31 protein-coding genes and 3 tRNA genes are annotated in these 26307 nt (G+C 64.7%); 22 read left to right on the top strand and 12 right to left on the bottom strand.

The window, feature by feature from the left end; translation table 11 throughout:
• Window positions 1–46: 46 nt before the first annotated feature.
• On the bottom strand, window positions 47–1816 hold the full coding sequence (locus NKJ34_RS06305) for a nitrite/sulfite reductase (protein WP_253737432.1): 1770 nt from the start codon (window positions 1814–1816) through the stop codon (window positions 47–49).
• Window positions 1817–1905: 89 nt separating this feature from the next.
• Complete coding sequence (locus NKJ34_RS06300; RefSeq protein WP_253737431.1) at window positions 1906–2223, bottom strand: DUF8134 family protein; 318 nt, start codon at window positions 2221–2223, stop codon at window positions 1906–1908.
• Between the two features lie 248 nt (window positions 2224–2471).
• Here NKJ34_RS06300 and NKJ34_RS06295 point away from each other — a divergent pair, with 248 nt between their 5' ends.
• From NKJ34_RS06295 to NKJ34_RS06275, 5 genes are all read left to right on the top strand, one after another.
• Window positions 2472–2672: a hypothetical protein gene (locus NKJ34_RS06295; protein WP_253737430.1), complete on the top strand. Its 201-nt coding sequence runs from the start codon at window positions 2472–2474 to the stop codon at window positions 2670–2672.
• 94 nt (window positions 2673–2766) lie between these two features.
• Window positions 2767–3429 (top strand): DUF7119 family protein, encoded by a 663-nt coding sequence (locus NKJ34_RS06290; protein WP_253737429.1) that lies wholly within the window; start codon window positions 2767–2769, stop codon window positions 3427–3429.
• An 89-nt stretch (window positions 3430–3518) separates the two neighbouring features.
• Window positions 3519–3592, top strand: a tRNA-Lys gene (locus tag NKJ34_RS06285).
• Window positions 3593–3821: 229 nt separating this feature from the next.
• Window positions 3822–4391 carry a hypothetical protein gene (locus NKJ34_RS06280; RefSeq protein WP_253737428.1) on the top strand — a complete coding sequence of 190 codons (570 nt, stop codon included), beginning with the start codon at window positions 3822–3824 and terminating at the stop codon, window positions 4389–4391.
• A 138-nt stretch (window positions 4392–4529) separates the two neighbouring features.
• Window positions 4530–4760: a hypothetical protein gene (locus tag NKJ34_RS06275; protein ID WP_253737427.1), complete on the top strand. Its 231-nt coding sequence runs from the start codon at window positions 4530–4532 to the stop codon at window positions 4758–4760.
• A 29-nt stretch (window positions 4761–4789) separates the two neighbouring features.
• On the opposite strand, the gene NKJ34_RS06270 is transcribed toward NKJ34_RS06275, so the two are convergent.
• The gene (locus NKJ34_RS06270) at window positions 4790–5254 is read right to left on the bottom strand and encodes a deoxyuridine 5'-triphosphate nucleotidohydrolase (protein WP_253737426.1); all 465 of its coding nucleotides are present in this window, start codon (window positions 5252–5254) and stop codon (window positions 4790–4792) included.
• A 180-nt stretch (window positions 5255–5434) separates the two neighbouring features.
• Between NKJ34_RS06270 and NKJ34_RS06265 the strand changes: the two genes are divergently transcribed.
• Window positions 5435–7405, top strand: a complete 1971-nt coding sequence (locus NKJ34_RS06265) for an aconitate hydratase (RefSeq protein ID WP_253737425.1) — start codon at window positions 5435–5437, stop codon at window positions 7403–7405.
• A gap of 243 nt (window positions 7406–7648) precedes the next feature.
• Complete coding sequence (locus tag NKJ34_RS06260; protein ID WP_253737424.1) at window positions 7649–9112, top strand: sensor histidine kinase; 1464 nt, start codon at window positions 7649–7651, stop codon at window positions 9110–9112.
• 52 nt (window positions 9113–9164) lie between these two features.
• Here NKJ34_RS06260 and NKJ34_RS06255 read toward each other — a convergent pair whose 3' ends face one another.
• Window positions 9165–9770: a J domain-containing protein gene (locus NKJ34_RS06255; protein WP_253737423.1), complete on the bottom strand. Its 606-nt coding sequence runs from the start codon at window positions 9768–9770 to the stop codon at window positions 9165–9167.
• Window positions 9771–9812: 42 nt separating this feature from the next.
• The gene (locus NKJ34_RS06250) at window positions 9813–10070 is read right to left on the bottom strand and encodes an MTH865 family protein (protein WP_253737422.1); all 258 of its coding nucleotides are present in this window, start codon (window positions 10068–10070) and stop codon (window positions 9813–9815) included.
• Window positions 10071–10216: 146 nt separating this feature from the next.
• On the opposite strand from NKJ34_RS06250, the gene NKJ34_RS06245 reads away from it, so the two are divergent.
• Window positions 10217–10843: a halocyanin domain-containing protein gene (locus NKJ34_RS06245; protein ID WP_253737421.1), complete on the top strand. Its 627-nt coding sequence runs from the start codon at window positions 10217–10219 to the stop codon at window positions 10841–10843.
• A 266-nt stretch (window positions 10844–11109) separates the two neighbouring features.
• Here the strand turns inward: NKJ34_RS06245 and NKJ34_RS06240 are convergent.
• Window positions 11110–11194 (bottom strand) — tRNA-Leu (locus tag NKJ34_RS06240).
• 220 nt (window positions 11195–11414) lie between these two features.
• On the opposite strand from NKJ34_RS06240, the gene NKJ34_RS06235 reads away from it, so the two are divergent.
• Window positions 11415–11972 carry a DUF420 domain-containing protein gene (locus NKJ34_RS06235; RefSeq protein WP_253737420.1) on the top strand — a complete coding sequence of 186 codons (558 nt, stop codon included), beginning with the start codon at window positions 11415–11417 and terminating at the stop codon, window positions 11970–11972.
• 127 nt (window positions 11973–12099) lie between these two features.
• Here the strand turns inward: NKJ34_RS06235 and purF are convergent, their stop codons facing one another.
• From purF to NKJ34_RS06220, 3 genes are all read right to left on the bottom strand, one after another.
• A complete protein-coding gene (gene purF / locus NKJ34_RS06230) occupies window positions 12100–13614 on the bottom strand; it encodes an amidophosphoribosyltransferase (RefSeq protein ID WP_253737419.1) in 1515 nt (504 codons plus the stop codon).
• 213 nt (window positions 13615–13827) lie between these two features.
• Window positions 13828–14001, bottom strand: a complete 174-nt coding sequence (locus NKJ34_RS06225; protein WP_253737418.1) for a 50S ribosomal protein L37e — start codon at window positions 13999–14001, stop codon at window positions 13828–13830.
• Window positions 13998–14234, bottom strand: coding sequence for an LSM domain-containing protein (locus tag NKJ34_RS06220; RefSeq protein WP_253737417.1), 237 nt, complete (start codon window positions 14232–14234; stop codon window positions 13998–14000). Before NKJ34_RS06220 ends, NKJ34_RS06225 begins: the two co-directional genes overlap by 4 nt.
• A gap of 290 nt (window positions 14235–14524) precedes the next feature.
• Between NKJ34_RS06220 and NKJ34_RS06215 the strand changes: the two genes are divergently transcribed.
• Both NKJ34_RS06215 and NKJ34_RS06210 read left to right on the top strand, forming a co-directional pair.
• A complete protein-coding gene (locus tag NKJ34_RS06215) occupies window positions 14525–15877 on the top strand; it encodes a ribonuclease J (protein WP_253737416.1) in 1353 nt (450 codons plus the stop codon).
• The gene (locus NKJ34_RS06210; RefSeq protein WP_253737415.1) at window positions 15877–16920 is read left to right on the top strand and encodes a polyprenyl synthetase family protein; all 1044 of its coding nucleotides are present in this window, start codon (window positions 15877–15879) and stop codon (window positions 16918–16920) included. Before NKJ34_RS06215 ends, NKJ34_RS06210 begins: the two co-directional genes overlap by 1 nt.
• A 30-nt stretch (window positions 16921–16950) precedes the next feature.
• Here NKJ34_RS06210 and bcp read toward each other — a convergent pair whose 3' ends face one another.
• Window positions 16951–17418: a thioredoxin-dependent thiol peroxidase gene (gene bcp / locus NKJ34_RS06205; RefSeq protein ID WP_253737414.1), complete on the bottom strand. Its 468-nt coding sequence runs from the start codon at window positions 17416–17418 to the stop codon at window positions 16951–16953.
• 89 nt (window positions 17419–17507) lie between these two features.
• Here bcp and NKJ34_RS06200 point away from each other — a divergent pair, with 89 nt between their 5' ends.
• From NKJ34_RS06200 to NKJ34_RS06175, 6 genes are all read left to right on the top strand, one after another.
• Complete coding sequence (locus tag NKJ34_RS06200) at window positions 17508–18374, top strand: NOP5/NOP56 family protein (protein WP_253737413.1); 867 nt, start codon at window positions 17508–17510, stop codon at window positions 18372–18374.
• Window positions 18371–19003 (top strand): fibrillarin-like rRNA/tRNA 2'-O-methyltransferase, encoded by a 633-nt coding sequence (locus tag NKJ34_RS06195; RefSeq protein ID WP_253737412.1) that lies wholly within the window; start codon window positions 18371–18373, stop codon window positions 19001–19003. The genes NKJ34_RS06200 and NKJ34_RS06195 overlap by 4 nt, the downstream gene beginning before the upstream one ends.
• A 60-nt stretch (window positions 19004–19063) precedes the next feature.
• Window positions 19064–20413, top strand: coding sequence for an NRAMP family divalent metal transporter (locus NKJ34_RS06190; RefSeq protein WP_253737411.1), 1350 nt, complete (start codon window positions 19064–19066; stop codon window positions 20411–20413).
• A 70-nt stretch (window positions 20414–20483) separates the two neighbouring features.
• Window positions 20484–21557 (top strand): glutamate--cysteine ligase, encoded by a 1074-nt coding sequence (locus NKJ34_RS06185; protein ID WP_253737410.1) that lies wholly within the window; start codon window positions 20484–20486, stop codon window positions 21555–21557.
• 62 nt (window positions 21558–21619) lie between these two features.
• Window positions 21620–22225 carry a winged helix-turn-helix domain-containing protein gene (locus NKJ34_RS06180; protein WP_253737409.1) on the top strand — a complete coding sequence of 202 codons (606 nt, stop codon included), beginning with the start codon at window positions 21620–21622 and terminating at the stop codon, window positions 22223–22225.
• A 39-nt stretch (window positions 22226–22264) separates the two neighbouring features.
• Complete coding sequence (locus tag NKJ34_RS06175) at window positions 22265–22753, top strand: phosphopantetheine adenylyltransferase (protein WP_253737408.1); 489 nt, start codon at window positions 22265–22267, stop codon at window positions 22751–22753.
• 99 nt (window positions 22754–22852) lie between these two features.
• On the opposite strand, the gene NKJ34_RS06170 is transcribed toward NKJ34_RS06175, so the two are convergent.
• Together NKJ34_RS06170 and NKJ34_RS06165 are read right to left on the bottom strand one after the other, a co-directional pair.
• Window positions 22853–23029 carry a hypothetical protein gene (locus NKJ34_RS06170; RefSeq protein WP_253737407.1) on the bottom strand — a complete coding sequence of 59 codons (177 nt, stop codon included), beginning with the start codon at window positions 23027–23029 and terminating at the stop codon, window positions 22853–22855.
• Window positions 23030–23164: 135 nt separating this feature from the next.
• A complete protein-coding gene (locus NKJ34_RS06165; protein WP_253737406.1) occupies window positions 23165–23473 on the bottom strand; it encodes a cyclin family protein in 309 nt (102 codons plus the stop codon).
• 96 nt (window positions 23474–23569) lie between these two features.
• On the opposite strand from NKJ34_RS06165, the gene NKJ34_RS06160 reads away from it, so the two are divergent.
• From NKJ34_RS06160 to NKJ34_RS06140, 5 genes are all read left to right on the top strand, one after another.
• Window positions 23570–23653: transfer RNA gene (locus NKJ34_RS06160), tRNA-Leu, on the top strand.
• Between the two features lie 149 nt (window positions 23654–23802).
• Window positions 23803–24609, top strand: a complete 807-nt coding sequence (gene dacZ / locus NKJ34_RS06155; protein ID WP_253737405.1) for a diadenylate cyclase DacZ — start codon at window positions 23803–23805, stop codon at window positions 24607–24609.
• Between the two features lie 3 nt (window positions 24610–24612).
• On the top strand, window positions 24613–25407 hold the full coding sequence (locus tag NKJ34_RS06150; RefSeq protein ID WP_253737404.1) for a mechanosensitive ion channel domain-containing protein: 795 nt from the start codon (window positions 24613–24615) through the stop codon (window positions 25405–25407).
• A gap of 67 nt (window positions 25408–25474) precedes the next feature.
• Window positions 25475–25675, top strand: coding sequence for a DUF5786 family protein (locus NKJ34_RS06145; protein ID WP_253737403.1), 201 nt, complete (start codon window positions 25475–25477; stop codon window positions 25673–25675).
• Between the two features lie 8 nt (window positions 25676–25683).
• On the top strand, window positions 25684–26286 hold the full coding sequence (locus NKJ34_RS06140; protein ID WP_253737402.1) for an endonuclease dU: 603 nt from the start codon (window positions 25684–25686) through the stop codon (window positions 26284–26286).
• Window positions 26287–26307 lie beyond the last annotated feature (21 nt).

The raw sequence follows: 26307 nt of genomic DNA, 5'->3' as shown, positions 1-26307 counted from the left end.
CTACCAGACGGTAGCATCCGGCTACCGCCGCGCAGTCGGCCGGCGATCAGTCGTCGGCGACGATGGAGTTGCCGTCACCGTCGGTCGGGGCGGGCGAGGCGTCCATGTCGTCGTCTTCGGCGTAGGGGTACCACGTCATCTTGGTGTTGTGCATGTAGGGATCCTCGTAGCTGGTCTCCTCGGGCTCGATGAACTCCTCTAGTTCCTCCTCGTCGTGGCGGGCGATGAACTCGCGGAAGGTTTCGCTGCCCTCGCGGTTGTCCTCGAACGTCGCCAGCAGGTTCTCGATCGCGCCGGGGACCTCGTCGGCCGGCACGCGTTGGCCGACCCAGTCGGCGAACTGCGGGTTCTCGCCGAGGCCGCCGCCCAGTCCGATGTCGAGGGCCTCGACCGGCTCGCCGTCCTTCCGGGTTTTCATCCCGCGCAGCGAGATGTCGGCGATCTGCGGCTGGGCACAGGAGGCCGTACAGCCCGAGAGGTGAATGTGGAAGTCCTCGACGCCCTCGGGGAGGTCGACGTTCTCCTTGAGCCACCGTGCGTACCGTACTTGACGGTTCTTCGTCTCGACGATCGAGAGCGAACAGAACTCCGTTCCGGTACAGGCGACCGAGCCACGCATGAACGGATGGGGGTCCGGCGAGTAGTCCTCAAGGAGCGGTTCGTCGAGCAGGTCGTCGAGGTCCGCCTCGGGCACGTCCGTAATCATCACGTTCTGCCGCTGGCTGATCCGGACCTCGCCGGAGCCGTACTCCTCGGCGAGTCGGGCGAGTTCAAGGGTATCGTCGGCACCCATTCGGCCGACCAAGACGTTGAGCCCGACGTAGTAGTTGCCGTCGCGCTGTTCGTGAACGCCGATCAAGTCGCCGTGTTCCTCGCCGCCGGCGTTGTAGGTGTACTGCTCGCGGATGTCCTCGCCGGCCGATTCGAGTTCGAAGTCGACGAAGTCCTCCTGCAAGACGCGGCGGAGCTTTTCGGGCCCCCACTCGTCGACGAGGAACTTGATCCGGGCGTTGTACCGGTCCTCGCGGTCGCCGTGCTCACGGAACAGCGCGGAGATGCCGCCGGCGACCTCGACGGCGTTCTCCGGGCGAACGAAGACATCGATATCGCGGGCCAAGCGCGGTTCGTTCCGCGAGAGGCCGCCGCCGACGCGGACGTTGAAACCCCGTACTTCCTCGCCGTCGATCTCCTTGGAGGCGGGTTCGAGCGCGAGATCGTTGATGTCGCCCTGTCCCGAGCCGTCGGGCGAGCCGGTGACCGAGACCTTCCATTTGCGCGGGAGGTTCGCGTGGTCCTCGTTGCCTTTGAACGTCTCGTTGAGTTCTTCGATTACGGGGAGGGCGTCGACGAACTCCGGGGCCTTCCCGGCCATCGGGTTGCCGACGATGTTCCGCCAGGAGTCGCCACAGGCCTGCTGGGTCGACAGCCCGTTGGCTTCGAGTTTCTCGAAGATCGCGGGGATATCCTCCAGTTTGATCCAGTGGAGCTGGATCGATTGGCGGGTCGTCCAGTCGACGTAGCCATCGCCAAACTCGGGGTTCGTTTCGGGACCGCGGGCGTACTCGTCGGCGATCTCGGCGACGACCTCGGTCTGGCCCGGTTCGAGCACGCCGTTGGGCGTGCCGATCCGCATCATGAAGTAGCTTTCCTGACCATTTCGCTGGTGGTACAGTCCCCACCATTTGAAGCGCTCGAACCACGCGTCGTGTTCGTCCTCCGGAATCGACTCCCAGCCCTCCTCGGCGAACCGGAAGAGATGCTCCCGGATCTCGTTGCCGTAGACCTCTGATTTCCATCGCTCGACGTCGGTTGGCATGTCTCCTCCCAAACCCCCCACACGTAAACAGCCGGTTGCCGCGTCAACCCTCCCCGGTGGTTCCGTATACCGGATGATGTTGCCGACAATTACCCCCGGCGTTCGATCGGCCGCAACACGACGTGTTGGCGGTCGTACCCCTCGTAGCTCCCCTCGCGGATCCGGCCGACTGGGAGTCTGCCGGGAACGCCGCTTTCGCCGCAGGCGATACACTTCCCGTAGGTGGTGACCGCCACCTCGCGGCCGTCGGCCGACACCTCGGTAAACCCCTCGGCGATGAAGTCGACGAGGTCACAGTCACAGAACTCGGGGGCGTCGAGCCGCCACAGTTCGCTGACGCTGACCCGGCGCTGGTCGTCGACCGAGAGCCACGCGCCGTCGTCGAGGATTCGCAGGGCGACACTCATTGCGGATCGGTAGGCGCCCCACGGAGGTGTATCAGTCGACCGCTGCAATCACTGACCGCACCGTTGACGCCACTCCGGAGGGTGATTCGACCGCCCGGATTCGATTCGGCCCCAGTTTCGGCGTCGGTGATAGGCGCAAGAGTCTCCCCTATCACAGAGCGCGGGCCAGTGTTACGGGTTAGACGGTGGTTAAGCGTGATGGGTGTCTACGAGGTATCGATGACAGCAGTACCTACGGAGGCGACTCTATGAGCGACGAGACGGACCATCTGGCAGATCTCTCCGACGGCGCCGGCTGTGCGGAAGTCTGGGAACACCTGTCGGCGCAGCGTGACAGCGACAGTGACGCCGACGACGAGAATGCCGAGACGTCCGAAGCCGAGGCCGAGGCCGACGATCCCGACGGCGACGATGTCGACGCGGCCGACGCCACACTGCTGTGTCCGTAGGGCCGCCGGTCTCACTCTCGGTCGACCACGATCGATGTCGACGGCCCGTCAGTGTGCGCGATACTTTTGACCATGGCGGCTGTTGGATCAGTCGATGAGTGAGGAGTACGGCTCGGACCGAGACACACCGGTCGGCACCCCCGTCGTGCGTGCGGATCCGGCGATCACCGGCGAGCGGGCCGCCGAAGCGGTCGGCTTCGATCCCGACGATCCCGCCAGCGTACAGGAAGCCGCCGATGTCGTCGCCGAGTTCGCCACCGGCGCGGTCGGCGGCAACGACCACGTGCTGATGCTGCGGGGCGCGGCGGCGTGTGCGGCGCTGGTCCGCGGCGTCGGCTCGTACAAGCAGGCCGCCGAGCGAGCCGGCGAAGGCGTGACCGTCTCGTTTATCCGGAAGTGGGCCCGTGTCCACGACCTACCACAGTCGATCCGTCGACACGTCGCCCGCGGGCATATCGCTCCGACGGCGGCCAAACATATCGCCCGTGTGCCGACCGAAGACCGGTATCTGCTGGCGTGGGCGAGTCTGGATGCCGACCTCACGGTACGGGACATCCGGTCGGTCGCCAGCGAGATCAACAACGGGTCCGACGTCGAGGCCGCCCTTCGGGACCACGGGCTGACGCCCGGCCAGCTATCGATGACGCTGCCACCGGAGCTGTACGTCGAACTCCGCCACCGGGCCTCGATGGCCAACCGCGACCCCGGCGCGGTCGTCGCCGACGCGCTGTCGACGTACTTCGAGCGGGACGGGTAGCTCCTGTCAGTCGACGGGATAGTGTGACCGCAGCCCGCGGCGGCGAACGATGTAAACGCTTATGACCGCGTGTGGGCAAATTCGAGTGAGGGCTGGTAGCTCAGTTAGGGAGAGCGTCTGGCTTTTAACCAGACGGTCGGGGGTTCAACTCCCTCCCAGCCCGCTTCTGCTCGGAACAACGTGGAGAGCGAAGCGACTGTCGAGGGCGTTGAATCAGGGAGCAGCTTGCTGCGACCGTGGTTCAACTCCCTCCCAGCCCGCTTTCTCTGCGTCGTCGTGAACGGCTTGAACGACAGCACCGTTCAGACGCATCGATATCGCGGGGAACCGGCGGCCGTACGAGCAATTTTTGAGGGAGTGGATCCAAGCGTGAGGTGACAGCGAGCCAGCGCATGACTGACACCGACCCCGCTGCCGAGGCCGATTCGTCCGTGCCCACAGCCACGGCCGACGAGTCGGCGGCCGACGAGGTCCCCTCGGAGTCGATCGACGTGCTGGTCAGGCGGCTCGTCACCGTGTTCAAATCCGAGCCGCGGGTCGACCTCGAAACGATCCGCGAGCGGACAACCGTCCGCAACGTCATCAACTATCGCGCGCTGAATCGGCGGCTCGACCCCGGCTGGGCGGTCGACCCCGAGATCGTCAAGTTCGGCGACGAGCCACTGGCCGACGCGCTCGTGTTCAGCCACACCCAGCGCTCCTACGACGTCATCCTCAAACCGGTCGACATCTTCCTGCCGACCGACGAGATCGAACTCTACGTCCACGACCGCAACCGCGGGATCCGCCACCGGCTCGTCCAGACGACGTCGAGTCTGGCGCTGGCGCTGGATCACGCCGCCTCGACGCTCACCCACCGGCATTTCAATCCCGACGCCCCCTATCTCGCCTCGCTGGTGGACGACACCGAGGCCGACGCCGCCGCCGAACTCGTCGACGCGCCGTTCGAGGACGTCGAGTAGCTCAGTCGACGGTCTCCGACCGACGAACGAGTGAGCCGTCCCCGCGGTGGCGCAGCCAAACCGTTCCAGAAGGCAGTATGGTCATGGGGCTGTGCTGTTGATCAAAATGGTTTTGTACTGACATCCTGATGCGCCCGTATGGGTCTCCTCACGGAACTGGTCGCTGGGCTGAAAGCGATCATCATCGATGAGCTACGTGATTGGACGGTCGTACTCGTCGGTGGGGCGGTCTTTTTCGGCACCGCGATCGCCGGGAATATGCTGTTCGGTGAGGTCATCGGTCTGGCCCTCGGCATCGTCTGCGGAGTGGCTACCACAGCTATCCTCGGCGACCGCCTTCCAAATCCACTCCACGAAAACACGCAGTAGTACGACTCCGACAGGTACTCCCATCGGTATCAGTCGACGTGTTCGCCCTGATAGCTCCCGTCGTAGGTGCCCTCGTGGTCGGCCTCGGCGAGGACGAGCTGGGCGATGCGTGCGCCCTGTTCGATCTCGATCTCGTGGTGGACTTCCAGGAGGCCCTCGCCTTTCCCTTCGTAGCCCGCATCCCAGACCGCGGTGTGGAGCATACACGAGTTCCGCATCAGCGACGACCGCGGGTAGATGAAGCCGATATGATCCTCCGGGATGTGGACGGTCTCGCCGTACTGAACGATGTACGCGCCCGGATCGAGCCGGTAGGTGCCGTCGACCGGGCCGATTTCCTCGCGGTCGCCGATCGTCTTGTCGTCGCGGTCGATCCGCCCAGTGCCCGTCTGCTCGTAGATCACTGCAGCCGTGAGGTCGACGCCGTTGGGCTGGCGTTGGCTCTCGTCGAGCGGCGTGAGATGCTGACCGACGAACGCGCCTGATTCGAACATGGCCGAGGCTCCGTCGGAACCGACTAAACAGTACCGAGATCGGACTGGTTCGATTCTCGAAAATCGATGGCGTAGGGGTGGTGAGCCGTCTCGACGGGGATGTCGGCGGTCGATTCCACACGGTTAACAGTCGAGAAATACGCGGGATTTATACCCGCGTAGGGACCATCGGCGAGTGTTATGGGACAGACGCTCACAGAGAAGATCCTCGACGATCATCTCGTCGAAGGGGAACTCACCCCCGGAGAGGAGATCGGTATCGAAATCGACCAGACGCTGACGCAGGACACCACCGGCACGATGGTCTGGCTCCAGTTCGAGGCGCTGGGCCTCGAAGACGTCCAGACCGAGCTGGCCGCGCAGTACTGCGATCACCAGACCTATCAGTTCGACTTCAAAAACACCGACGACCACCGCTTCCTCCGCTCGGCCGCTGGCACCTTCGGCGCGCACTTCTCCCGACCCGGCAACGGTATTTGCCACAACGTCCACAAGGAGAACTTCGCCGCCCCCGGCAAGACGCTGCTCGGTTCGGACAGCCACACACCGACCCCCGGCGGCCTTGGCCAACTCGCCATCGGTGCGGGTGGCCTCGATATCGCCGTTGCCATGGGTGGCGGCGCCTACTACGTCGAGATGCCGGAAGTCGTCAACGTCCGACTTGAGGGCGAGCTCGAAGGCTGGGCCTCCGCGAAGGACGTCATCCTCGAGATGCTCCGCCGCCTCAGCGTGAAGGGTGGCGTCGGCAAGGTCTTCGAGTACACCGGTCCCGGCGTCGAGTCGCTCACCGTCCCCGAGCGAACGACGATCACCAACATGGGTACCGAACTCGGTGCGACCTCGTCGATCTTCCCGACCGACGAGCAGACCAAAGACTACCTCGAACGCGTCGGCCGCGCCGACGAGTTCGTCGAGCTCGGCCCCGACGAGGACGCCGAGTACGCCGACGAGATCACCATCGATCTCTCGGAGCTCGAACCGCTCATCGCTACGCCGAGCATGCCCGACAACGTCGTGCCCGTCCGCGAGGTCGAAGGCGAGCGCGTCGAGCAGGTCATGATCGGCTCCTGTACCAACGGCAGCTACGAGGACATCCTGCCCGCGGTGAAGATGCTCAAAGGCAACGAGGTGGCCAAACACACCGAGATGATCATCGCGCCTGCCTCGAAGCAGTCCGCCGAGATCCTCGCCCGACAGGGCCACGTCGCGGAACTGATGGCCGCCGGTGTCAACTTCTCGGAGGCGACCTGTGGTGCCTGTATCGGCATCGGCCACGTGCCCGCCTCGGATTCGGTCTCGCTGCGTACCTTCAACCGCAACTTCGAGGGTCGCTCGGGGATCGAAGACGACAACGTCTACCTCTGTTCGCCGGAAGTCGCCACCGCGGCGGCCATCGCCGGCGAGATCGTCGACCCACGGGATCTGGCCGAGGAACACGACCTCGAAGCTCCCGGTATCGAGCTGCCCGAGAAGTACGACGGCTCGAAGGCGGATCTCATCTCGCCCGACGAGGCGATCGACGACGAGCTCATCAAAGGGCCGAACATCGGCGACGTGCCGCTGAAGGACCCCCTCGGTGACACGGTCGGCGGCGAAACCATCCTCAAGATGGACGACAACATCACGACCGACCACATCATCCCCGCCACCGCAGACATCCTGAAGTACCGGTCGAACATCGAGAAGCTCTCGGAGTTCACCCTCTCGCGTGTCGACGACACCTTCGCCGAGCGCGCCAAGGCCGCTCCCGGCGGCGTGCTGGTCGCTGGCGAGAACTACGGCCAGGGCTCCTCGCGTGAACACGCGGCGCTCTGTCCGATGTACCTCGGTATCGAGGCCGTCTTCGCCCAGAGCTTCGCCCGCATCCACAAGGCGAACCTGTTCAACTTCGGGATCGTCCCGCTCCAGATCGACGAAGACACCTACGCGAAGATCGATCAGGGCGACGACATCGAGATCGTCGACGACATCGGCGAGGGCGTCCGCTCCGGCGACGATGAGTTCACCGTCAGCGTCAACGGCGAGTGGGAGTTCACCGCCGAACTCGACGCCTCCGAACGCGAGCGCGACATCCTCGCCGCGGGTGGCAAGCTCTCGTGGACCAAACAGCAGGCCGAAGGCGGCAGCGGCGCGGCCCCGGCCGACGACTGAACCGATCCCAACTCAGTTTCCCCATTTTTAAGCGGCGAGCAGCCGTGCTGATCGCAGTCTACAGTACCGCTCTGTACTCACTGCATCAACCGCTGACGCCGTGGCTCTGGAAGCATACATAACTCAACAAATGTGGGACAATATGTAAATTTAGTTTACAATAAATACTCCAAACGTATTTATTTCTGGTTGATAAAACACCGCTAAGACAATCAGCAGTGGTTGCAGTTTCAGGAACCATTTATGACTGCTTCATCACAGACTCGGGTCGCACCACGCTCGGAGATCCGTATCCTCCACGTCGACGATGAGCCGGATTTCGCACGGATGGTCGCCGGAAATCTCGAACGGGAGGACGACCGCTTTACCGTGGAGTGGACGACCGACTCGGAGGAAGTCGCCGAGATCGTTGCGACCGAAGCGGTCGACTGTGTACTCAGCGACTACGCGATGCCGGAACTGACCGGCCTCGACGTTTTCGATGAGGTTCGAACGGTCGACCCGGAGCTCCCGTTTATACTGTTTACCGACACGGGCAGCGAGACGATCGCCAGCGAAGCGATCTCGGCGGGGGTCTCCGACTACGTCATCAAAAAGAGGGTCAAAAACCAGTACGAGCTGTTGGCGACCAAGATCACGACACACGTCGAGCGTCGACGGGCCGAAGCGGTTGCGAATCGTACCCAACGACAGCTCCGCGAACTCGCCGAGAACACCCACGACGTGCTATGGATCTTTTCGGCCGACTGGACCGAACTCGAATACATCAACTCGCGCTACGAGGAGATGTTCGACCAATCGGTCCAGACACTATACCAGGACCCGGCGGCGTTTCTCCGGGCAACCCATCCGGACGACGTCGACGATCTCGAAGGCGCAATGAAACGAGTCTCGGAGGGCAACCCACAGGAGATCGAGTACCGGATCGAGGGAGACACGACCAGATGGGTCGAGTCCCACGCCGAGCCGATCCGCGACGAGACGGGGTCGGTCGTCCGCGTCGCTGGCTTCACACACGATATTACCGAACGCAAGCAGCGCGAACTCGAACTCCGGAGCAAAAACGAACAGCTCGAACGGTTTGCCTCGATCGTCTCCCACGACTTGCGGAACCCACTGAGCGTCGCCGACGGCTACCTCGAACTGGCCCGCGAGGAGGCCGATAGCGACCATCTCGAAACCGTCGCTCGCGCACTCGACCGGATGGAGACACTGATCAGTGAGCTGCTCGTCCTCGCCCGAGAGGGCCAAGAAGTAACCGACACCAAACCGGTGTCGCTCGACAAACTCGTGCTGTCGAGTTGGAACAATATTGATCAAAAGAACGCATCGCTGCAGGCCGAGACGAACGTCCGGATTCAGGCCGACGAAATTCGGCTGGGGCAAGTCTTCGAGAACCTCTTCCGAAACGCCATCGAACACGGTGGCGACGACGTGACGATCAGCGTCGGCCTGCTGGAGGACGAATCGGGGTTCTACGTCGAAAACGACGGGGACCCCATCCCGGACGACAAAAAAGACCAGATCTTCGAGACGGGGTTTACGACGAACGAACAGGGGACCGGGTTCGGATTGGCGATCATCAAACGCATCGTGAACGCACACGGCTGGCGGATCGGTGTCACCGACAGCGACCTCGGTGGTGCACGGTTCGAAATCACCGGCACCGACCTCATTGTTCAAACAAACGCTGCCGATCGGAACTGACAGCCGTTCTCGATCACTCAATCACTACTGACGATTGGATCCGAGTCACGGCTCAATCGGCGTACTCCTTGGCAGTCGTGTAGGCGTCTTGGAGCTGTTTGAACTCGGCTTCGGTCCCGCCGCGGTCGGGGTGGGCCTCCTTGGCCAGCGAGCGGTAGGCGCTCCGGATCTCGTCTTCGGTGGCGCCGGCGTCCAATCCGAGCTCGTCGAACGCGCTGGTCACCGATCGGTCGACGGGGCCGCGGCGCTGGGACCCCGCGGGCTCGTCGACCTCGAAGGGGAGCCGGCGGCCGAGTTGGCCGATCGGCATCTCGTCTTCACAGAGGACGACGTAGGTCGCGGCCGCTTCGAGGCCGAAAAACACCCGCGGATCGAACGTCACCACGACGTCCCGGTCGGGGAGATAGAACGCAGCGGTGAAGCCATCGATGTCGGCGTTTTCGACGAACCCTTCGCCGATAGCGTTGAGGTACGAGCGGACCTCGGCGTGACGGCGCAGGGTGCCGTCGACTCGGCGGTAGTGGTCGCCGTGGTCGGTGGCGGGAAACAGCCGGTCGCCGAAGTAGAACACCGCTCCGACGACCACCGACGCGACCGCGCCGAGACCGACCCCTAGCACCAACCATCCGGGCAGGGAAGTCAGCGGCTCGATGAGCACAACCGGATTTGGAGACGAGGGAGTAAGAAGCTCTCGGAGCAGTCAGATCACGTCTTCGGCCTTCAGTCCGGCCATCACGTCGTCGACGAGGCTCTCGATGTCCTCGTAGGGGAAGTCCTGATGGCCGCCGAGCTTCGAGGCCAACTCCATCGCCGAGAGGCTCCGGTCGCCGGCCGAGAAGGTCGTTCCCGGGCCGTCGGGGAGTGCCGGTACCAGATCCATCTGACTGGTTACCGGGAACTCGGCGTTCTCGAAGGCCTGGGTGAACTGCTCGCGGAGTTCGGCTTCGATATCGGTCATACTCCCACAAGGCGGGATGGAGAGCAAAAACGTTCCGGAACGACAACACACCGGCCGCCTCGCCACCGACCAGTCGGCGGCTGTGTCGGCACCGCGGCCGACAGCGAACCAAAGTATTCACTACGGCCGATGACAAACCTCTTGGTATGAGCGACAACGCAGTCTCTCGGCGCGGGTTCCTCCGGACGACTGCCGGAGCGACCGCCGCGGCAGGAGCCGCAACAGCCACCGCAGGCACGGCCGCTGCACAGAGTGAAATGCCGGATTTCGGCGAGGTCGCAGACGTCGACGGCGGAACCGAAGACCTCCGCGGCGAAAGCGAGGTCACCGTCGAGGTCGGCGCCAGCGGCAACGGCGGGAACCTCGCCTTCGCGCCCGCAGGTATATGGGTCGATCCGGGCACGACCGTGATCTGGGAGTGGACCGGCGAGGGCGGCGAACACAACGTCGAGAGTACCGACGGGCCAGCCGAGTTCGAAAGCGAACTCACAGCCGAGGCGGGCTTTACGTTCGAATTCGAGTTCACCGAAGAGTACGCGGGGATCACGAACTATCAGTGTAACCCACACGCCTCGCTGGGGATGCTCGGCGCGGTCGCCGTCGGCGACGACGTCCCGACTGTCGAAACCGGTGGCGGCGACAGCGGCGGCGGCGCGCCACAGATCCCGGATAGCGCGAAGACCCTCGGCATCGCGACCTTCTTCGCGATGGTCTCGACGCTCTCGTTCGCGTTCTTCTTCATCAAGTACGGCGGCGACTACGAGAACGCGTAGGGCGTCGGGCTTTTTCCGAAACTCGTTCTCGCAACGGCGGTGTGACGGTTCTGTGTAACCGTATGAGTCGACACCGTAGCTTGCGGAGTGTCGTGGACGTGCCGTAGCTCATGCTGTGTCACAGGCGTACCGTAGCTTGCTGTGTGCGTGGACGTACACGGCGGGTCGACGGAGCGGTCGCTCGCCGAGTAGCGTCGGAAGAATGTGCGTGGGTGCTGTCGTAGAGACAACACCGAGCATCGGTATGCGGCGTGAACCGCTAACGATGCGTGGGACCGGATTTGAACCGGCGGACCTCTACAGGACAGCGCCCTCAACGCTGCGCCGTTGGCCTGGCTTGGCTACCCACGCTCGTCGTGTGGTTTCTGTCTTTCCGCACTCATTCGTATCCGAGGGTTACTAAAAGGGTTGTCGATTTTCCGCCCCAGTGGGGGAGGAACCCACATCTCACCCTCGGTCGACGAACCCCCCGATGTCACGGTCGGCGTCCCAGCCGAGCGAAGCCTCGATGTCCCGGTCGGCCGGCCGGACAAACAAACGATTTTGACCGCCGGCCACCAACAATCAGCGTATGCAACTCGTCTCACGACAGCGGGTACCGCTGCTGACCGCGGTGCTGAGTATCGTCTCGCTCGGACTGGTGTTCAGTGCGGTCGGTGGCGTCGTCCCCGAGTGGCTGCTGCCACGGAGTCAGACGCTCGTCGACCTCATCCCACACCTCAACGCGGTCATCAGCCTCACTGCCATCGGCACGATCGTCGCCGGCTGGCGAGCGATCCGCCGCGGGGCGGTCGCGACCCACCGCAACCTGATGGTGGCCTCCTTCGGACTCTTCGGGGCGTTCCTCGTGTTCTACCTCTACCGGGTGAGCATCGAGGGTCCCTCGACGTTCGGCGGCCCGGACGCCGTCTATCAGTTCTTCTACCTGCCGATGTTGGCGATCCACATCCTTCTGGCGGTCGTCTGTGTCCCGCTGTTGTTCTACGTACTCCTCTTGGCGGTGAGCCGCCCTGTCGAAGAGATATACCGGAGTCGACACCGGAGCGTCGGACAGATCGCGGCGGTGCTGTGGCTGATCTCCTTTAGTCTCGGGATCCTCGTCTACGGCCTGCTGTACGTCGTCTACTGATCGTTTCAGTTCGGCTCAGTTGCTCCCGTTCCGCTGGTAACGCGGTCGTCGTCCGTTTATGGGTCCTAGTCGTGCGGCTGCGGTACCGCCGTGTTACAGAACGGGTGTCAGTGACGCCCAGTCGGGCTCAGTCGTCGGCGACGAACGCCTCGGGTTCGCCGATGGCCGGCCGGCTCACCTCGCGGTCGGTGGTCTCGCCGTCGATGTCGTAGGGGTACTCGCCGGTGACACAGCCCAGACAGAGGTCCTGCCGGTCGTTGTCGAGGGCCTCCGCGATGGCATCGATCGAGAGGTAGGCCAGACTGTCGGCGCCGATCTCCGCGCGGATCTCCTCGACGGATTTGTCGGCGGCGATCAGTTCCTCTCTGGTCGCCATGTTGATCCCCATATAACACGGCGCGAGGATCTGCGGCGAGCCGACGCGCATATGCACCTCCTCGGCGCCGGCGTCCTTCAGGAGGCCGATCAGTTGGTTCGAGGTCGTCCCGCGGACGATGGAGTCGTCGATGATGGTGACGGTCTTGCCCTCGATGGTGCTTTTGATCGGGTTGAGTTTGAGCCGGACCGCGCGTTCGCGTTCGTCCTGTGTCGGCATGATGAACGTCCGGCCGACGTACCGGTTTTTCATCAGCCCCTCGGCGAACTCGACGCCGTCGTCGTCGGCCGCACGGGGTTCGCCGTCGGCAGTGGTGTCCCCTGCGGCGTCGGCGTAGCCGGAGGCGAAGGCCCGTCCGGAGTCCGGGACAGGAAGGACGACGTCGGTCTCGATCCCGCTTTCCTCCCAGAGCTTCTCGCCGAGGGTCCGCCGCACGTCGTAGACGAGACTCTCGTCGATCACCGAGTCGGGCCGAGCGAAGTAGACGTGTTCGAAAAAGCAGTGGGCCGTGTTGTCCTTGTCGACGAGTTGATACGAGTCGTAGCCGGAGCCGTCGTCGTCGAGCACGACGAGTTCGCCGGGGTTGACGTCGCGGACGAGTTCGCCGTCGAGGGTGTCGATGGCCGCGGATTCGGAGGCCAACATGTAGCCGTCCTCCAGTTTGCCGATACAGAGCGGCCGGTTGCCCTGCGGATCACGAACACCGATGACGGCGTCGTCGTGCATGATCGTCAGCGAATACGAGCCGTGGATCCGCTCCATGGTCCGTTTGACCGCCCGAATCAGGTCCTCTTCGAGGAGGTTCCGGGCGATGTCGTGGGCGATGACTTCGGTGTCGCCGTCGGAGGTAAACGCGTGGCCCAGCCCGGCGAGTTCCTCGCGGATCTCGTCGGCGTTGACGAGGTTGCCGTTGTGCGAGAGGCCCAACGAGCCCGATTTGAACGAGACGGAGAAGGGTTGGGCACAACAGGTGCCGATCGATCCTTCGGTCGGATACCGCACGTGGCCGATCCCCGTCGAGCCGTTGAGATTATTGAGATCGCCCTCGTCGAAGACATCGCCGACGAGTCCCATGTCGACGTGGCTGTGCTGCTGGAAGCCGTCGTGGGTGACGATCCCCGCCGACTCTTGGCCCCGATGTTGGAGCGCATACAGCGAGTAGTACAACGGTCGTGCGACAGGGCGATCCGCCGTGGCGATCCCGACGACACCACATTTCTCTGTGGGCCCGTCGACTGGGTGGTGCGAATCCCGGCCGTGTTCCATACACCACCGTTGGAGGTTGAGTAGCTAAAAACCCCGTGTTTGTGCCTCCTCACAGCCATCTACTCGTCAAATATACACACGTTCGTGCATACCTTTGCGACACACAGAGGCGACACTCTCGGGTCGTGGTGGAGCAACGGACCGGCCACAGCCGACGCTAGTGGTCGGTGTCGGTCGGCGAGAAGTCGGCGTCGTGCGGCGACCGCAGGAGAGTTATTCGCCGTTTTTCGACTGCCACTCGTAGTCGCGTCGTTTGGCGGATTTGCCGAAGCCGCACGACGAGCAGACCTTCTTGCGGGAGTGGTAGGACTTCTCGCCACAGCGGCGGCATTTGACGTGCGTCGTTTTGTTCTTCTTTCCTTGAGAGGGGGTTCCTGCTCCGGTCATAGAGTTATCGAGACGACGTTATCGCCGCGTATAATGGTTGTGTCTTCGACCGAGTCGACCGTCAGGTCGCCCAGTGCCTCGGTGTCGGCGGCCTCGCCCGGCGCTTCGAGTACGACGTTCATATGCTGGTCGTAGCCCGATAGCGTCCCGACGTAGGCGGTACCGTCCTTCAGCGCGATGGTCACCGTCTCCTCCAGCGACGCCTCGAGGACGTCGAGGGGTCGTCCACTCATACCGTCACTGCCTCCAGTTTCAGTAATAAACGTACCGGAACCGTGTGGTTCGCTCAGGCCGGCTGATGGGTCCCCCAGCGGGGGCGAACTGCGAGAACCCACGTAGTTTTTAACACCACGCGTGCAACCCCCATCTACCAACACCCGCGGGTAACTGTCGCTCGGCGGTCGACCGCCGGCCGACACAGCGGGGCCAGACCGACGCGCGGTACGCCGGGGCAGTTGGCCCCTCCGCGGCTCGACGCACAGCGGGCCACAGTACGTGACCGAGCTGTGCAGGATTCGAAACTATGGAAATCGAAATCGCAACTATCGGCGGCTACGAGGAGGTCGGCCGGCAGATGACGGCCGTCCGTGCGGGCGACGACGTCGTCATCTTCGATATGGGTCTGAACCTCTCGCAGGTGCTGATCCACGACGACGTCCGAACCGAACAGATGCACAGTCTCGACCTGATCGACATGGGTGCGATCCCCGACGACCGGGTCATGAGCGAGCTCGAAGGCGACGTCAAAGCGATCGTCCCGACCCACGGTCATCTCGACCACATCGGTGCGATCTCCAAGCTCGCCCACCGCTACAACGCACCGATCGTCGCGACGCCGTTTACGATCGCCCTCGTCGAACAGGAGATCGACGACGAGTCGAAGTTCAGCGTCGACAACGACCTCGTCGAGATGGACGCCGGCGAGACGATGTCGATCGGCGACAGCGGGCAGGTCGAACTGGAGTTCGTCAACGTCACTCACTCGGTGATCGACGCGATCAACCCCGTGCTCCACACCCCTGAAGGCGCGGTCGTCTACGGCCTCGACAAACGGATGGACCACACGCCGGTGATCGGCGACCCCATCGACATGGATCGGTTCCGGGAGATCGGCCGGGAAGGCAACGGTGTCCTCGCGTACATCGAGGACTGCACCAACGCCGGCCGGAAGGGCCGGACGCCATCGGAGTCGGTCGCCCGCGAACACCTCCGGGACGTCATGCAGTCGGTCGAGGACTACGACGGCGGCATCGTGGCGACCACCTTTTCGAGCCACATCGCCCGCGTGAAATCGCTCGTCGAGTTCGCCCAAGAGATCGGTCGACAGCCCGTCCTGTTGGGCCGCTCGATGGAGAAGTATTCGGGAACGGCCGAACGCCTGAACTTCGTCGAGTTCCCCGACGATCTCGGGATGTACGGCCACCGGAAGTCGGTCGACCGCACGTTCAAGCGGATCATGAAGGAGGGCAAAGAGAACTTCCTGCCGATCGTCACGGGCCATCAGGGTGAGCCCCGAGCGATGTTGACCCGGATGGGTCGCGGCGAGACGCCGTACGAACTCGACGAGGGCGACAAGGTGATCTTCTCGGCGCGGGTGATCCCCGAACCGACCAACGAGGGCCAGCGCTACCAGTCCGAGCGCCTCCTCAAAATGCAGGGTGCACGCATCTACGACGACATCCACGTCTCGGGCCACCTCCGCGAGGAGGGGCATTTCGAGATGCTGGAGGCCTTGCAGCCCGAACACGTCATCCCGGCGCACCAGGATCTGAAGGGCCTCGCGCCGTACGTCGACCTCTGTTCGAGTCTCGGCTACGAGATGGGTCGTGATCTCCACGTCTCGCGCAACGGCAACCTCATTCAGTTGGTGGAGTAATGACCCAAAACGCGACCGAAAAGCGGGTGCTCGCGGCGATCGCCCAGCGCCGCGAGTTGGTCAACGACGCGATCGACGTCGACCTTCCCCAACAGGAGCCCGAGCGACTGTACGAGGCCTCCCGATACATTCTCGAAGCCGGCGGCAAGCGGCTCCGGCCGACCGCCGCGCTGCTGGTCGGCGAGGCGCTGGCCGACGTCGACGGCGAGGCCGACTACCGGGCGTTCCCGACGGTGACCGGCGGCGAGGTCGATCTGATGGCCGCGGCGGTCTCGATCGAAGTCATCCAGTCGTTTACCCTCATCCACGACGATATCATGGACGACGACGACCTCCGTCGCGGGGTCAAAGCCGTTCACAACCAGTACGACACGTCGACCGCGATCCTCGCGGGCGATACGCTCTACTCGAAAGCCTTCGAGATCATGGCTGACGTCGGTGGCGATCCGGCCAATACGCTCGAAGCGATGCGGCTGCTGTCCTCGACCTGTACCAAGATCTGCGAGGGCCAATCGCTGGACGTCGCCTTCGAGTCCCGCGACGACCTCGCGCCCGAGGAGTATCTGGAGATGGTCGAGCGCAAGACCGCCGTCCTCTACGGTGCCGCCGCCGCGATCCCCGCGGTGCTGCTGGACGCCGACGAGGCGGTCGTCGACGCGATGTACAGCTACGGCGTCGAGTCGGGGAAGGCGTTCCAGATTCAGGACGACGTGCTCGATCTGACAGTGCCGAGTGAGGAGCTCGGCAAACAGCGCGGCTCGGATCTCGTCGAGAACAAGGAGACGCTCATTACGCTCCACGCCCGCCAGCAGGGCGTCGACGTCGATGGCCTGCTCGATGGGTCGACCGTCGAGACGGTCACCGAAGCCGAGATCGACGACGCGGTAGCGGAGCTCGAAGCCGCAGGCAGCATCGACTACGCCCGCGAGATGGCCGAAGAGCTGACCGAACGGAGCAAGCAGCGACTGGAGGCGCTACCGGACAACGAGGCAAGCGATCTGCTAGCCGATCTCGCCGACTACCTGATCTCTCGAGGCTACTGACCGGTCGACTCCGACCGGTGTCGGAGGGTTCTATGCGTGGAGTTCGTCGACCGCCGCAAGGATCTCTTCGGCGTGCCCGTCCGGGGAGGCACCCTCGAAGCCACGCGCGATCCGCCCGTCGGGGTCGACGATGTAGGTGTTCCGAAAGACGCCGTCGAACGTCCGTCCGAACATGTTCTTCTCGCCGTAGGAATCGTATGCGCGGCCGACCTCGCCGTCGGGATCCGACAGGAGGTCGAACGGGAGGTCGTGTTTCTCGGCGAATGCCGCGAGATCAGCCACGGGGTCGTCGCTGATCCCGAGGACCGTGATCCCGCGGTCGGTGAACGCGGCGAACTGGTCGCGGAAGCTCTTGGCCTCGGTCGTACAGCCCGGGGTGTCGGCTCGGGGATAAAAGTAAACCACCGCATACTCGCCGTCGACGTCGGCCAGCGACACCGTCCCGCCGTCCTGATTTTCCAGTTCAAACGTTGGCGCCCGGTCGCCCTCTGAGAGCATAGCCGACTGTGTGCCGTCCCGATGGAAGTAGTTGTGCATCACCAGTCGAAAGGGGGAGCGATATACTGCCTGAGAAAGAACGGCGTCGTATGACCGACCATACCACCGACCGAGGCTGGTTCACTGGGCTTGCGTCCGGATCAGTCGACGGGGCGCGTGAGGCCATCGAGTCGGGTTCGGCCGCCGAGCCCGCCGACTGGCCCCGACGCGCCGTCGACGCTGGTTTCGCTTCCGACGAGGACAACTACTACGAACTACTCCACGAGGCGACCGTCGCCGCCACGCGGGCGGCCGTCGTCGACCGCGAGCGGGCCGACGACAAACAGCTCCTCCACGCGGTGCGGGCGATGGACGACGCCACCCGAACCGCCAACGAACTCGCCGAGCGACTCGGCGAGTGGGCCGGCACGCTGTTCGACGACGCCGGTACCGGTGTCGACGCCGCCCGGCAGTTGGTCGACCACGAGCCCGAGAGTCCGCTGGAAGCCCGCGTGATCTCGCTGGCCGAGCGGGTCGACGACCTCGCAGGCGAGGCCGAAGAGCTTCGGACGTTCATCGAACGGCAGGCCCCCGAGGTCGCGCCGAACCTCAGCGAGATGGCCGGCCCCGTGCTGGCTGCGCGGCTAATCGCGCTCGCCGGCGGGCTTGAGGCGCTGGCGAAGAAACCCAGCGGCACGGTCCAGGTGCTGGGAGCCGAAGACGCATTGTTCGCCCATCTCGCGGGACGGGGGAGCTCCCCGAAACACGGGATCATCTACACCCACGAGTACGTCAGCGGCACCCGGCCCGAGGACCGCGGCTCGGCGGCCCGCGCCTTCGCGGGCAAACTCTCGATTGCCGCTCGCGTCGACCACTACAGCGGCGAGCGACGCCCGGAGATCCATGCGGATCTCGAAGACCGGATGTCGACCATCCAAGCTCGCGCGGACGACGACGCCACGGGAGGCGACCAATGACTGACCTCCCCGAGAGCATCCAGCGCCGCGAGTTCGACGGCCGACAGCGGCTCGCGACCCGCGGCGAACCCGTCTACGGCGAGCCGACCGACGGCGAGTGGCGACTGTGGGACGCCGGCCGCTCGAAGCTCGGCGCAATGGTCGAAACCGGGATGGACGTCGACCTCACGGCCGTCGACTCCGTCCTGTATCTCGGCGCGGCCAGCGGGACGACCGTGAGCCACGTCGCCGACTTCGCGGGGCCGACCTACGCCGTCGAGTTCGCCCCGCGGCCGACGCGAGACCTGCTCGATGTCGCCGCCGAGCGGCCGAACCTCTTCCCGCTCCTGAAGGACGCCCGGAAGCCGGAGACCTACGCCCACGTCGTCGAGAGCGATCTCGACCTGCTCGTCCAAGACGTGGCCACTCGCGGACAGGCGTCGGTCGCCGTCGACAACGCCCGGTTTCTCGCGGACGATGGCCAACTCTGTCTGGCGGTCAAGGCCCGCAGCGAGGATGTAACTGTCGACCCCGAGACGGTCTTCGAGGACGTCCGCGAGGCGGTAGCAGCCGCCTACGAGATCGTCGACACTCGGCGGCTCGAACCGTTCCACGACGATCACCTCGCCGTCGTCGCCCGTAAGCGCTGACTACTGCCGGTGGTAACACCAAGTAATAACGCTTTACCACTCGGGAGTCGACCCCCGAGTATGAGCCGTCAGGAACCTGCGGAACGATCGATCAACGAGAAGCTTTCGGCGCTCGGGCCGACGTGGTTGGCGGGGGCCATCGCGGCCGGCCCGGCGACGATGGCGAGTCTGGTCGTCGCGGGGGCAAGCTTCGGCTACACCCTGCTGTGGGTCGTGATCGTTTCGGCACTGTTCGGCGCGTTGGCACAGTATCTCTCGACCAAACTCGCGTTGGCGACCGAGGAGGGACTCGTGACGACCGTCGACCGCCGGCTCGGCTCGATGTGGGCGTGGCTCCTCGTGGCGGATGTCGTCCTCGCCGCCGGCTTCGCCCAGCTGATCATCATGAAGACGCTCGCCGACGTCTCGGGGCTGCTGACCGGTTTTGACGCCCGCGTCTGGGGGCTCACGTGGGCGATTATCCTCGCGGCCGGGCTCGCGGGCGGCGGCTACCGGATCGCCGAACTCGGCGCGAAACTGCTCGTCTCGGCAGTCGTCGTCGCCTTCGTCGTCTCGCTTTTCGTCGTACCGACGGACATCGTCGCCGCCGCCGGCGGGCTCGCACCGACGATCCCGGCAGGTGTCGAGGGGGCGCTGGTCGCGGCTGGGATCCTCGGCGGCGCGGTCCACATCACGATCATCACGATGCAGACCTACACCGTCCGGGCCCGCGGCTGGACGACTGAGGACGCCGGACTCGCCCGGTTCGATATCGGCGTCTCGATGCTGGTGGCCTTCGGGATCTTCAGCATCGCGACCTTCCTCGTCGCCGCAGGTGCGCTGTTCGGCACCGTCGACGCCGAGGGGCTGACTGCGGTCGCGGCGGGACAGGCGCTCGAACCGATCGCCGGGGGCTTCGCCGAGCGGCTGTTCCTCGCCGGCCTGCTCGGGGCGGCCGTCTCGACGCTCGGCGGGAACACGCTGGTGCCGCCCTACGTCGTCGCCGACAAACTCGGCTGGGAGACCGACGTGAGCGACAGCCGCTACCGATGGCTGCTGGCGGCGACGGCCTTGCTGTCGGCGGCGGGTGCGTTCATCGGCGGCTCGTTCCTCCAGCAGCTCGTGTTGGTGTTGGCGGTCGGCACTGTCGGGACGCCCTTCGCCCTCGCGCTCGTACTCGTCCTATTGAACGACCCCGAGACCCCTGCCGACATGCCGGGACCGCTGCTCAATGCCGGCGGAGTTGCGGTCTTCGCAGTCGCCAGCGTCCTCGCCGGCTCGTTCGTCGGGAGTCAACTCGGTGGCGGTCTGACCCCGCTTGCGGGCGGCGTGCTGGCGTTCGCCCTCCTGTTGGGCGTCGCGACCGTCCTGTTAGTCGGCTCCTACTTCCGGACTCGGCTTGCCGATGGTCGGGCTGCCGTCTCCGAGTAGGTGGTGGCTACCGTCGCAGAGAGACCCGCCTTCAAGGGGTATTTATGAGACCGTTCCATACGGCGGAGTAATGGAGACTGGCGCGTCGGAGCCGTTCACCCGAATGGGAACTCTCGGCATCGAGGAGGAGTTTTTTATTGTCGACGACGATGGTCGACCAGTTTCTGGGATCGACGAGCTGATCTACAACTCGGAGCCGCCGACGATTCTCGAAGACCGGCTGGATCACGAGCTGTTTCAGTGTACGATCGAGACCCAGACACCGCTGATCGAATCGCCTGCCGATGCCGGAGAGACGCTCCGCGAGGTGCGCGAGGCGCTGGTCGACCACGCCGAGGCCCACGGCTTTCGGATCGCCGCCGCGGGGCTCCATCCCGCCGCAAAGTGGCGGGAGCTCGACCACGCGACGAAGCCGCGGTATAAGGCCCAACTCGACCGCATCCAGTATCCCCAGCACCGAAACACGACTGCCGGGCTCCACGTTCACGTCGGCGTCGACGACGCCGACAAGGCCGTCTGGATCGCCAACGAGCTCCGGTGGTATCTCTCGCCCGTGTTGGCGCTGTCGGCCAACTCGCCGTTCTGGAACGGGTTCGACACCGGGCTGGCCTCGGCTCGCGCCAAGGTGTTCGAGAACCTTCCCAACACAGGGGTGCCGACCCGCTTCGAGGACTTCGACGCCTTCCAGCGGTTCGAAGAGCGGATGGTCGAGACCGGCTCGATCAACGACCGCGGCGAACTGTGGTACGACGTCCGCCCGCACACCGGCCACGGCACCGTCGAGGTTCGGACCCCTGACGGGCAGTCCGATCCCGCGGTCGTCGACGCCTTCGTCGAGTACATCCACGCGCTCGTCGAGGACCTCGCCGCCCGCTACGAGGACGGCGAGCCGACCGACGGGCTCCGTCGGGAGTTGCTCGACGAGAACAAGTGGCGGGCGATCCGCCACGGCCACGACGCGAGCTTTCTGGAGCGGGACGGCGAGGGCGTCGTCGACCTCGCCGAGGTGGTCGACCGCGAGGCCGATCGGCTCGGCGTCGAGGGGATTCAGGACCTGCTCGACCGCCCCAGTGGGAGCCAGCGCCAGCGTGAACTGATGGCCGAGTCGGGGCTCGATGCGCTGTGTCGATCGCTGCTGCTGTAACGACGTGTCGCCGGTGTGGCGACAGAAATTCTTTTGCCGTCGGCGTCCCGAGTACTGGTGCTATGACAACGGATCCGGACGACGAAACCGACGGTGAGGCGGATGCGGAGTCGACCGACGGCCCGCGGGTCGAACTCCAGAAGACGAAAGCCCGGATCGAAGCCGAGGCCGACCGGGCAGTCACGGAGTTCGATGAGGGGATCGTCGACCTGCTGGCGTGGCTGTTGGACACCGAGACGCGGGCGCGGATCTACGTCTACCTCCGGCAACACCCACACAGCACCAGCGATGAGGTCGCCGACGGCACGGGGCTCTACCCCAGTACGGTCCGGGAGGCGCTGGCGGAACTCCACGACGAGGGTACTGTCCACCGGGAGAAACGCGAGTCCAGCGGTGCGGGCAACAACCCCTACGAGTACGAGGCCATCGCCCCCAGCGAACTCGTCCGTGGCGTCGTCGGCGACGTCCAGCGCGAACTCAACACCGTCTTTACCCTCGACGATCGGCTCGGCGGCGACGACGAGGAGGGCGGCCCCATCACGATCAGCGTCGACGACGAGCCGGTGGAGGTCGAGGTCGACGACGCCGAGGCTGCGGAGGACGCCGACGATGCCGCCGGGGACGAGGATGCCGACGGAGACGACGCCCACGCCGACGACCACGAGTAGAGTGTGGATATTTAAGTTCGGGGACCGCTACCCGGCAGTATGAATGTCGCGCTGGGCGGGACCTTCGACCCCGTCCACGACGGTCACCGTGCGCTGTTCGAGCGGGCCTTTTCGCTGGGTGATGTGACCGTCGGGCTTACCGACGACGACCTCGCAAGCGAGACCAGACACGTCGAGCGCTACGTCCGGTCTTTCGACGACCGGAAGGCCGACCTCCGGGCCGAACTCGAACCGATCGCCGGCGAGTACGACCGCCGCTTCGAGATCCGGCCGCTGAGCGAGCCGACCGGGATCGCCGTCGAACCCCGGTTCGATGCGCTTGTCGTCTCGCCCGAGACGGTCGAAGGGGCCGAACGCATCAACGACCGCCGCGAGGAGCGCGGCCTCGAACCGCTCGCCATCGAGGTCGTCGACCACGTGCCGGCCGACGACGGCAAGCGCATCTCGTCGACGCGGATCGTCACCGGCGAGATCGACCGCCACGGCAACCTCACGCCGGAGCGGACCGGCCGCGAGGCGACGCGCTGAGTGTGGCTCCGAGCCGCGGTTTGGAACACGCCTCACTCGGTCGTCGACTGGTGTGGCTTGCTCGTACGTTCGGCTACAGCGGACCCTCCGAGAGGGGACCTACTCGGAGTTGAACCCGATGACGACGCCACAGTCGCGACACTGGTAGACGTCGACTGTGTCCGCGAACATCTCGAACCCCTCAACGTCGATTTTCGGGACGTCCTTGGCGGTATTGATATCCTCGTGGTCTAATTCCGTATCGCAATCGTCACAAAAGAATGGATCATCATCCATACAGTCAGGTTTGAGTGCCAATTGTATAGCGGTTGTGTACTATCACAATAGATGCCGCTTGGCTCGATGGAACTGTGAGTCAAGTGGGTACGCCAGTGGAATAGCCTGCTCCAACAGTCGTTGCTCGGACGACAGTCACCACTCCGGCGGCTGAAACCCCGCCTCGGCCATCATCTCCTTCCACCGCGACTGGATACTGAGCCGCGAGACCCCTAGCGTCTCGGCGACCGCCGGCTGGGAGCGTTCCTCGCCGTCGATCAGCGCGGCCACGTAGAGGCTCGCGGCGGCGACCGCCGGCTTCGACCGCTCCGTGTCGGGGACGTGCGTGAGAAAGAGGTCCCCGGCCGTCGACCGGGTTGACTCGCCGAGGTCCAGCTGCTGGCCCGCCTCGTCGAGGCGGTCGAGCCACTCGCGGTGTTCGAGCCGGTCCCGTGCGCGATACATGCCCGCCGGTTGCCCGCCGAGCCAATTGAACCCTCCGGCCATTTCGCAGTGGAGAACGACAGCTTCTTACCGGGATTGGGGCCTACGTAAGCCTGCGCGTGGGTAGCCAAGCCAGGAAAAGGCGCAGCGCTTAGGACGCTGTCCCGTAGGGGTCCGCCGGTTCAAATCCGGTCCCACGCACTGAGCGAACACAGTGAGCGGAGCGACTGCGGTTCGGGTTCGATCCACGCATGCCGGTTGTCGACCTGTACCCGTCGACCCCTGATGCGTCTGCCGTCCGTCGGACGCTGCATTAAACCTTTATTAACAACGGAAATGTATATAAGGCAATGACCTCCCTCAGTGACGTGCTCGACGGCCTCGTCTCGGACGTCGACGCTGTCTTTCTCTTCGGTCCGAACGGCTCGTTTTACGAGCGGTTCGGCGAGATCGAGAACGTGGTGGTGGTTGGCCCCGAAAACACCGTCGACGCCGAAACGTTCGTCGAGCTTCCGATCCCCTTCGCGGACGTTCAAGACCGGATCCGGTTCGGAATCGAGGGGGCGATGGACGACGAGCTGGTCGGTGAGGGCGATGTCGTCGCCTGTTTCGGCTCGCTGTTCGCCGACGACGCCGACTTCGTGAGCCGCGTCCGGGTCGACGAGTCGATGCGGTCGGGGATCTACGACCTGTTTACCAACTCCCGGGCGGACCCGGCGGTGATCAGCGACGTCTTCGAGGTCGCCCTCGAACTCGGCCGGAAGGGCCAGAAGGGCAAACCCGTCGGCGCGCTGTTCGTCGTCGGCGACGCGGGCAAGGTGATGAACAAGTCCCGCCCACTGAGCTACAACCCCTTCGAGAAATCTCACGTCCACGTCGGCGATCCGATCGTCAACGTGATGCTCAAGGAGTTTTCGCGGCTGGATGGCGCGTTCGTGATCTCGGATTCGGGGAAGATCGTCTCCGCCTACCGCTATCTCGAACCCTCCGCCGAGGGCGTCGACATCCCCAAGGGGCTCGGGGCCCGCCACATGGCCGGCGGGGCGATCACCCGCGATACGAACGCGACGGCGATCGTGCTCTCGGAGTCCGACGGGCTGGTACGGGCGTTCAAAAGCGGCGAGCTGATCCTCGAACTCGATCCGGAGGCCTACTGACCGATGTTCGGGCCGCTCCAGTTGGCACTCGACCGGCTGTTCGGGACGGTGTCGATCCGGCTGTGGCTCGCCCTCGGAATCGTCGCCGCCGGGGTAGTTGCCGCCTACGTCGTGATGGGGATCACCAGCCGGCTACTCGACCGGATCGGCGTCGTCGAGACGATCGAGGGAACCAGCTTCGAGCGGACGACAAACGAGTTCGGTACGTCGACCGCCCGGATCATCACCCAGCTTAGCGGCGGGTTTACGCTGCTTGTAGCGGTGTTTCTGGCTGTCACGGTCGCTGATCTCCGGTTTGCGGACCTGTTTTGGGGAACGGTTGCGGTGTTTCTCCCGCGGCTGTTCGCCGCGCTCGTCGTGTTGGTCGTCGGGGTTGTCGTCGCCGACAAGATCGAACTGCTGGTCTCCGAGCGGCTTCGGGGGGTCAAACTCCCCGAGATCGGCCTGCTTCCGTTGCTCGCGAAGTACAGCGTGCTGTTCGTGGCGGTCCTGATCGCGCTGAGTCAGATCGGCGTCGCAGTGTTGGCGCTGATCGTCCTGCTGGCGGCCTACGCGCTGGCGCTGATCGTCTTCACGGCGCTGGCCACCAAGGACCTGCTGGCCTCGGGGACCGCCGGCGTCTATCTCCTGTTGCACCAACCGTACAGCATCGGCGACGAGGTGACCATCGGCGGTCGACACGGCATCGTCCAGGAGGTCGACCTGCTCGTCACCCGGATCGAAAACGACGGCAAGGAGTACGTCGTTCCCAACCGAACCGTCCTCAGAGACGGTATCGTCCGGGTTCGGGACGTCTGAGCCGCCACAGCCAGCGCGGACCGGTCGGACGTGGATTTTTGTGTGCGGCTCCTGTAGTATACTCCGTATGGGTTTCGGAAGCTACGATGAGTCTGAACAGGAGAACCAGAACTTCGATACCGACTTCGACGACGACGAAGGCCACGACACCGCCGAGAACGTCCACTCGGGGAGCGTCGACTTCGATATCGGCGCGTCGAACGACGAACTGCTGGACAGGCTCCAGGAAATGAAGGCCGACGACGAGGCCGAAGCCGCCGAGGAGTAGCCCGAGGAGTGGCCCCGAAAGCCGGTAGCCGCGCTCTCGGGATCGCAGCCTCCGACGCTACCGACCGCAGCCGACTATCTGGCGCGGTGGTCCGCGCCGACCGTGTCGTCGACGACCTCGTTTTTGCGAGCTGTACCATCGGCGGTAGCGACGCGACCGCCGCCTGCGGCCGGCTGTGGGACCGACTCGACCGTCCCGACGTCCAGTGGCTCCTGCTGGCCGGCGTCGCGCCCGCGTGGTTCAACCTCGTCGACCTCGATGCCCTCGCGGACCACACCGACCGTCCGGTCATCGCCGTCGCCTTCGAGGACAGCGACGGCCTCGAAGCCCCGCTCCGCGAGCAGTTCGACGGCGATGCACTCGACACTCGGCTCGACGTCTATCGCCGACTCCCTCCTCGAACCCGCGTCTCGGTCGGCGACGAATCGGTGTTCGTTCGGGCGGTCGGGGTCGACACCGACGTGGCCGCCGACGTGGTTCGTGCGTTCACGCTCGAGGGAAGCGGCCGGCCCGAACCCCTGCGCGTCGCCCGCCTCGCCGCCCGCGCCGGCCGCGAGTGGCTCGACGGGGTGGAACAGGCGGAGGACAGGCCGGAAAACACGGAGGGTTAAGCCGCTGCCCGCCCCCTGATC

Origin of the sequence: Halohasta salina (genome assembly GCF_024178165.1) — an archaeon.
GTDB lineage: Archaea > Halobacteriota > Halobacteria > Halobacteriales > Haloferacaceae > Halohasta > Halohasta salina.
The sequence above is the reverse complement of the archived record's forward strand: the minus strand, read 5'-3'. Positions and strand labels throughout refer to the sequence as shown.

What these genes read in the sequence shown, in the direction of transcription:
- NKJ34_RS06185 (WP_253737410.1), top strand. Translation starts at nt 20,484, where the DNA reads ATGGAGACTGGCGCGTCGGAGCCGTTCACCCGAATGGGAACTCTCGGC.
- NKJ34_RS06290 (WP_253737429.1), top strand. Translation starts at nt 2,767, where the DNA reads ATGAGTGAGGAGTACGGCTCGGACCGAGACACACCGGTCGGCACCCCC.
- NKJ34_RS06165 (WP_253737406.1), bottom strand. Translation starts at nt 23,473, where the DNA reads ATGTATCGCGCACGGGACCGGCTCGAACACCGCGAGTGGCTCGACCGC.
- NKJ34_RS06190 (WP_253737411.1), top strand. Translation starts at nt 19,064, where the DNA reads ATGAGCCGTCAGGAACCTGCGGAACGATCGATCAACGAGAAGCTTTCG.
- NKJ34_RS06215 (WP_253737416.1), top strand. Translation starts at nt 14,525, where the DNA reads ATGGAAATCGAAATCGCAACTATCGGCGGCTACGAGGAGGTCGGCCGG.
- NKJ34_RS06145 (WP_253737403.1), top strand. Translation starts at nt 25,475, where the DNA reads ATGGGTTTCGGAAGCTACGATGAGTCTGAACAGGAGAACCAGAACTTC.
- purF (WP_253737419.1), bottom strand. Translation starts at nt 13,614, where the DNA reads ATGGAACACGGCCGGGATTCGCACCACCCAGTCGACGGGCCCACAGAG.
- NKJ34_RS06295 (WP_253737430.1), top strand. Translation starts at nt 2,472, where the DNA reads ATGAGCGACGAGACGGACCATCTGGCAGATCTCTCCGACGGCGCCGGC.
- NKJ34_RS06250 (WP_253737422.1), bottom strand. Translation starts at nt 10,070, where the DNA reads ATGACCGATATCGAAGCCGAACTCCGCGAGCAGTTCACCCAGGCCTTC.
- NKJ34_RS06275 (WP_253737427.1), top strand. Translation starts at nt 4,530, where the DNA reads ATGGGTCTCCTCACGGAACTGGTCGCTGGGCTGAAAGCGATCATCATC.
- NKJ34_RS06260 (WP_253737424.1), top strand. Translation starts at nt 7,649, where the DNA reads ATGACTGCTTCATCACAGACTCGGGTCGCACCACGCTCGGAGATCCGT.
- NKJ34_RS06225 (WP_253737418.1), bottom strand. Translation starts at nt 14,001, where the DNA reads ATGACCGGAGCAGGAACCCCCTCTCAAGGAAAGAAGAACAAAACGACG.
- NKJ34_RS06195 (WP_253737412.1), top strand. Translation starts at nt 18,371, where the DNA reads ATGACTGACCTCCCCGAGAGCATCCAGCGCCGCGAGTTCGACGGCCGA.
- bcp (WP_253737414.1), bottom strand. Translation starts at nt 17,418, where the DNA reads ATGCTCTCAGAGGGCGACCGGGCGCCAACGTTTGAACTGGAAAATCAG.
- NKJ34_RS06200 (WP_253737413.1), top strand. Translation starts at nt 17,508, where the DNA reads ATGACCGACCATACCACCGACCGAGGCTGGTTCACTGGGCTTGCGTCC.
- NKJ34_RS06235 (WP_253737420.1), top strand. Translation starts at nt 11,415, where the DNA reads ATGCAACTCGTCTCACGACAGCGGGTACCGCTGCTGACCGCGGTGCTG.
- NKJ34_RS06150 (WP_253737404.1), top strand. Translation starts at nt 24,613, where the DNA reads ATGTTCGGGCCGCTCCAGTTGGCACTCGACCGGCTGTTCGGGACGGTG.
- NKJ34_RS06180 (WP_253737409.1), top strand. Translation starts at nt 21,620, where the DNA reads ATGACAACGGATCCGGACGACGAAACCGACGGTGAGGCGGATGCGGAG.
- NKJ34_RS06305 (WP_253737432.1), bottom strand. Translation starts at nt 1,816, where the DNA reads ATGCCAACCGACGTCGAGCGATGGAAATCAGAGGTCTACGGCAACGAG.
- NKJ34_RS06175 (WP_253737408.1), top strand. Translation starts at nt 22,265, where the DNA reads ATGAATGTCGCGCTGGGCGGGACCTTCGACCCCGTCCACGACGGTCAC.
- NKJ34_RS06265 (WP_253737425.1), top strand. Translation starts at nt 5,435, where the DNA reads ATGGGACAGACGCTCACAGAGAAGATCCTCGACGATCATCTCGTCGAA.
- NKJ34_RS06300 (WP_253737431.1), bottom strand. Translation starts at nt 2,223, where the DNA reads ATGAGTGTCGCCCTGCGAATCCTCGACGACGGCGCGTGGCTCTCGGTC.
- NKJ34_RS06220 (WP_253737417.1), bottom strand. Translation starts at nt 14,234, where the DNA reads ATGAGTGGACGACCCCTCGACGTCCTCGAGGCGTCGCTGGAGGAGACG.
- NKJ34_RS06280 (WP_253737428.1), top strand. Translation starts at nt 3,822, where the DNA reads ATGACTGACACCGACCCCGCTGCCGAGGCCGATTCGTCCGTGCCCACA.
- NKJ34_RS06170 (WP_253737407.1), bottom strand. Translation starts at nt 23,029, where the DNA reads ATGGATGATGATCCATTCTTTTGTGACGATTGCGATACGGAATTAGAC.
- NKJ34_RS06210 (WP_253737415.1), top strand. Translation starts at nt 15,877, where the DNA reads ATGACCCAAAACGCGACCGAAAAGCGGGTGCTCGCGGCGATCGCCCAG.
- NKJ34_RS06245 (WP_253737421.1), top strand. Translation starts at nt 10,217, where the DNA reads ATGAGCGACAACGCAGTCTCTCGGCGCGGGTTCCTCCGGACGACTGCC.
- dacZ (WP_253737405.1), top strand. Translation starts at nt 23,803, where the DNA reads ATGACCTCCCTCAGTGACGTGCTCGACGGCCTCGTCTCGGACGTCGAC.
- NKJ34_RS06270 (WP_253737426.1), bottom strand. Translation starts at nt 5,254, where the DNA reads ATGTTCGAATCAGGCGCGTTCGTCGGTCAGCATCTCACGCCGCTCGAC.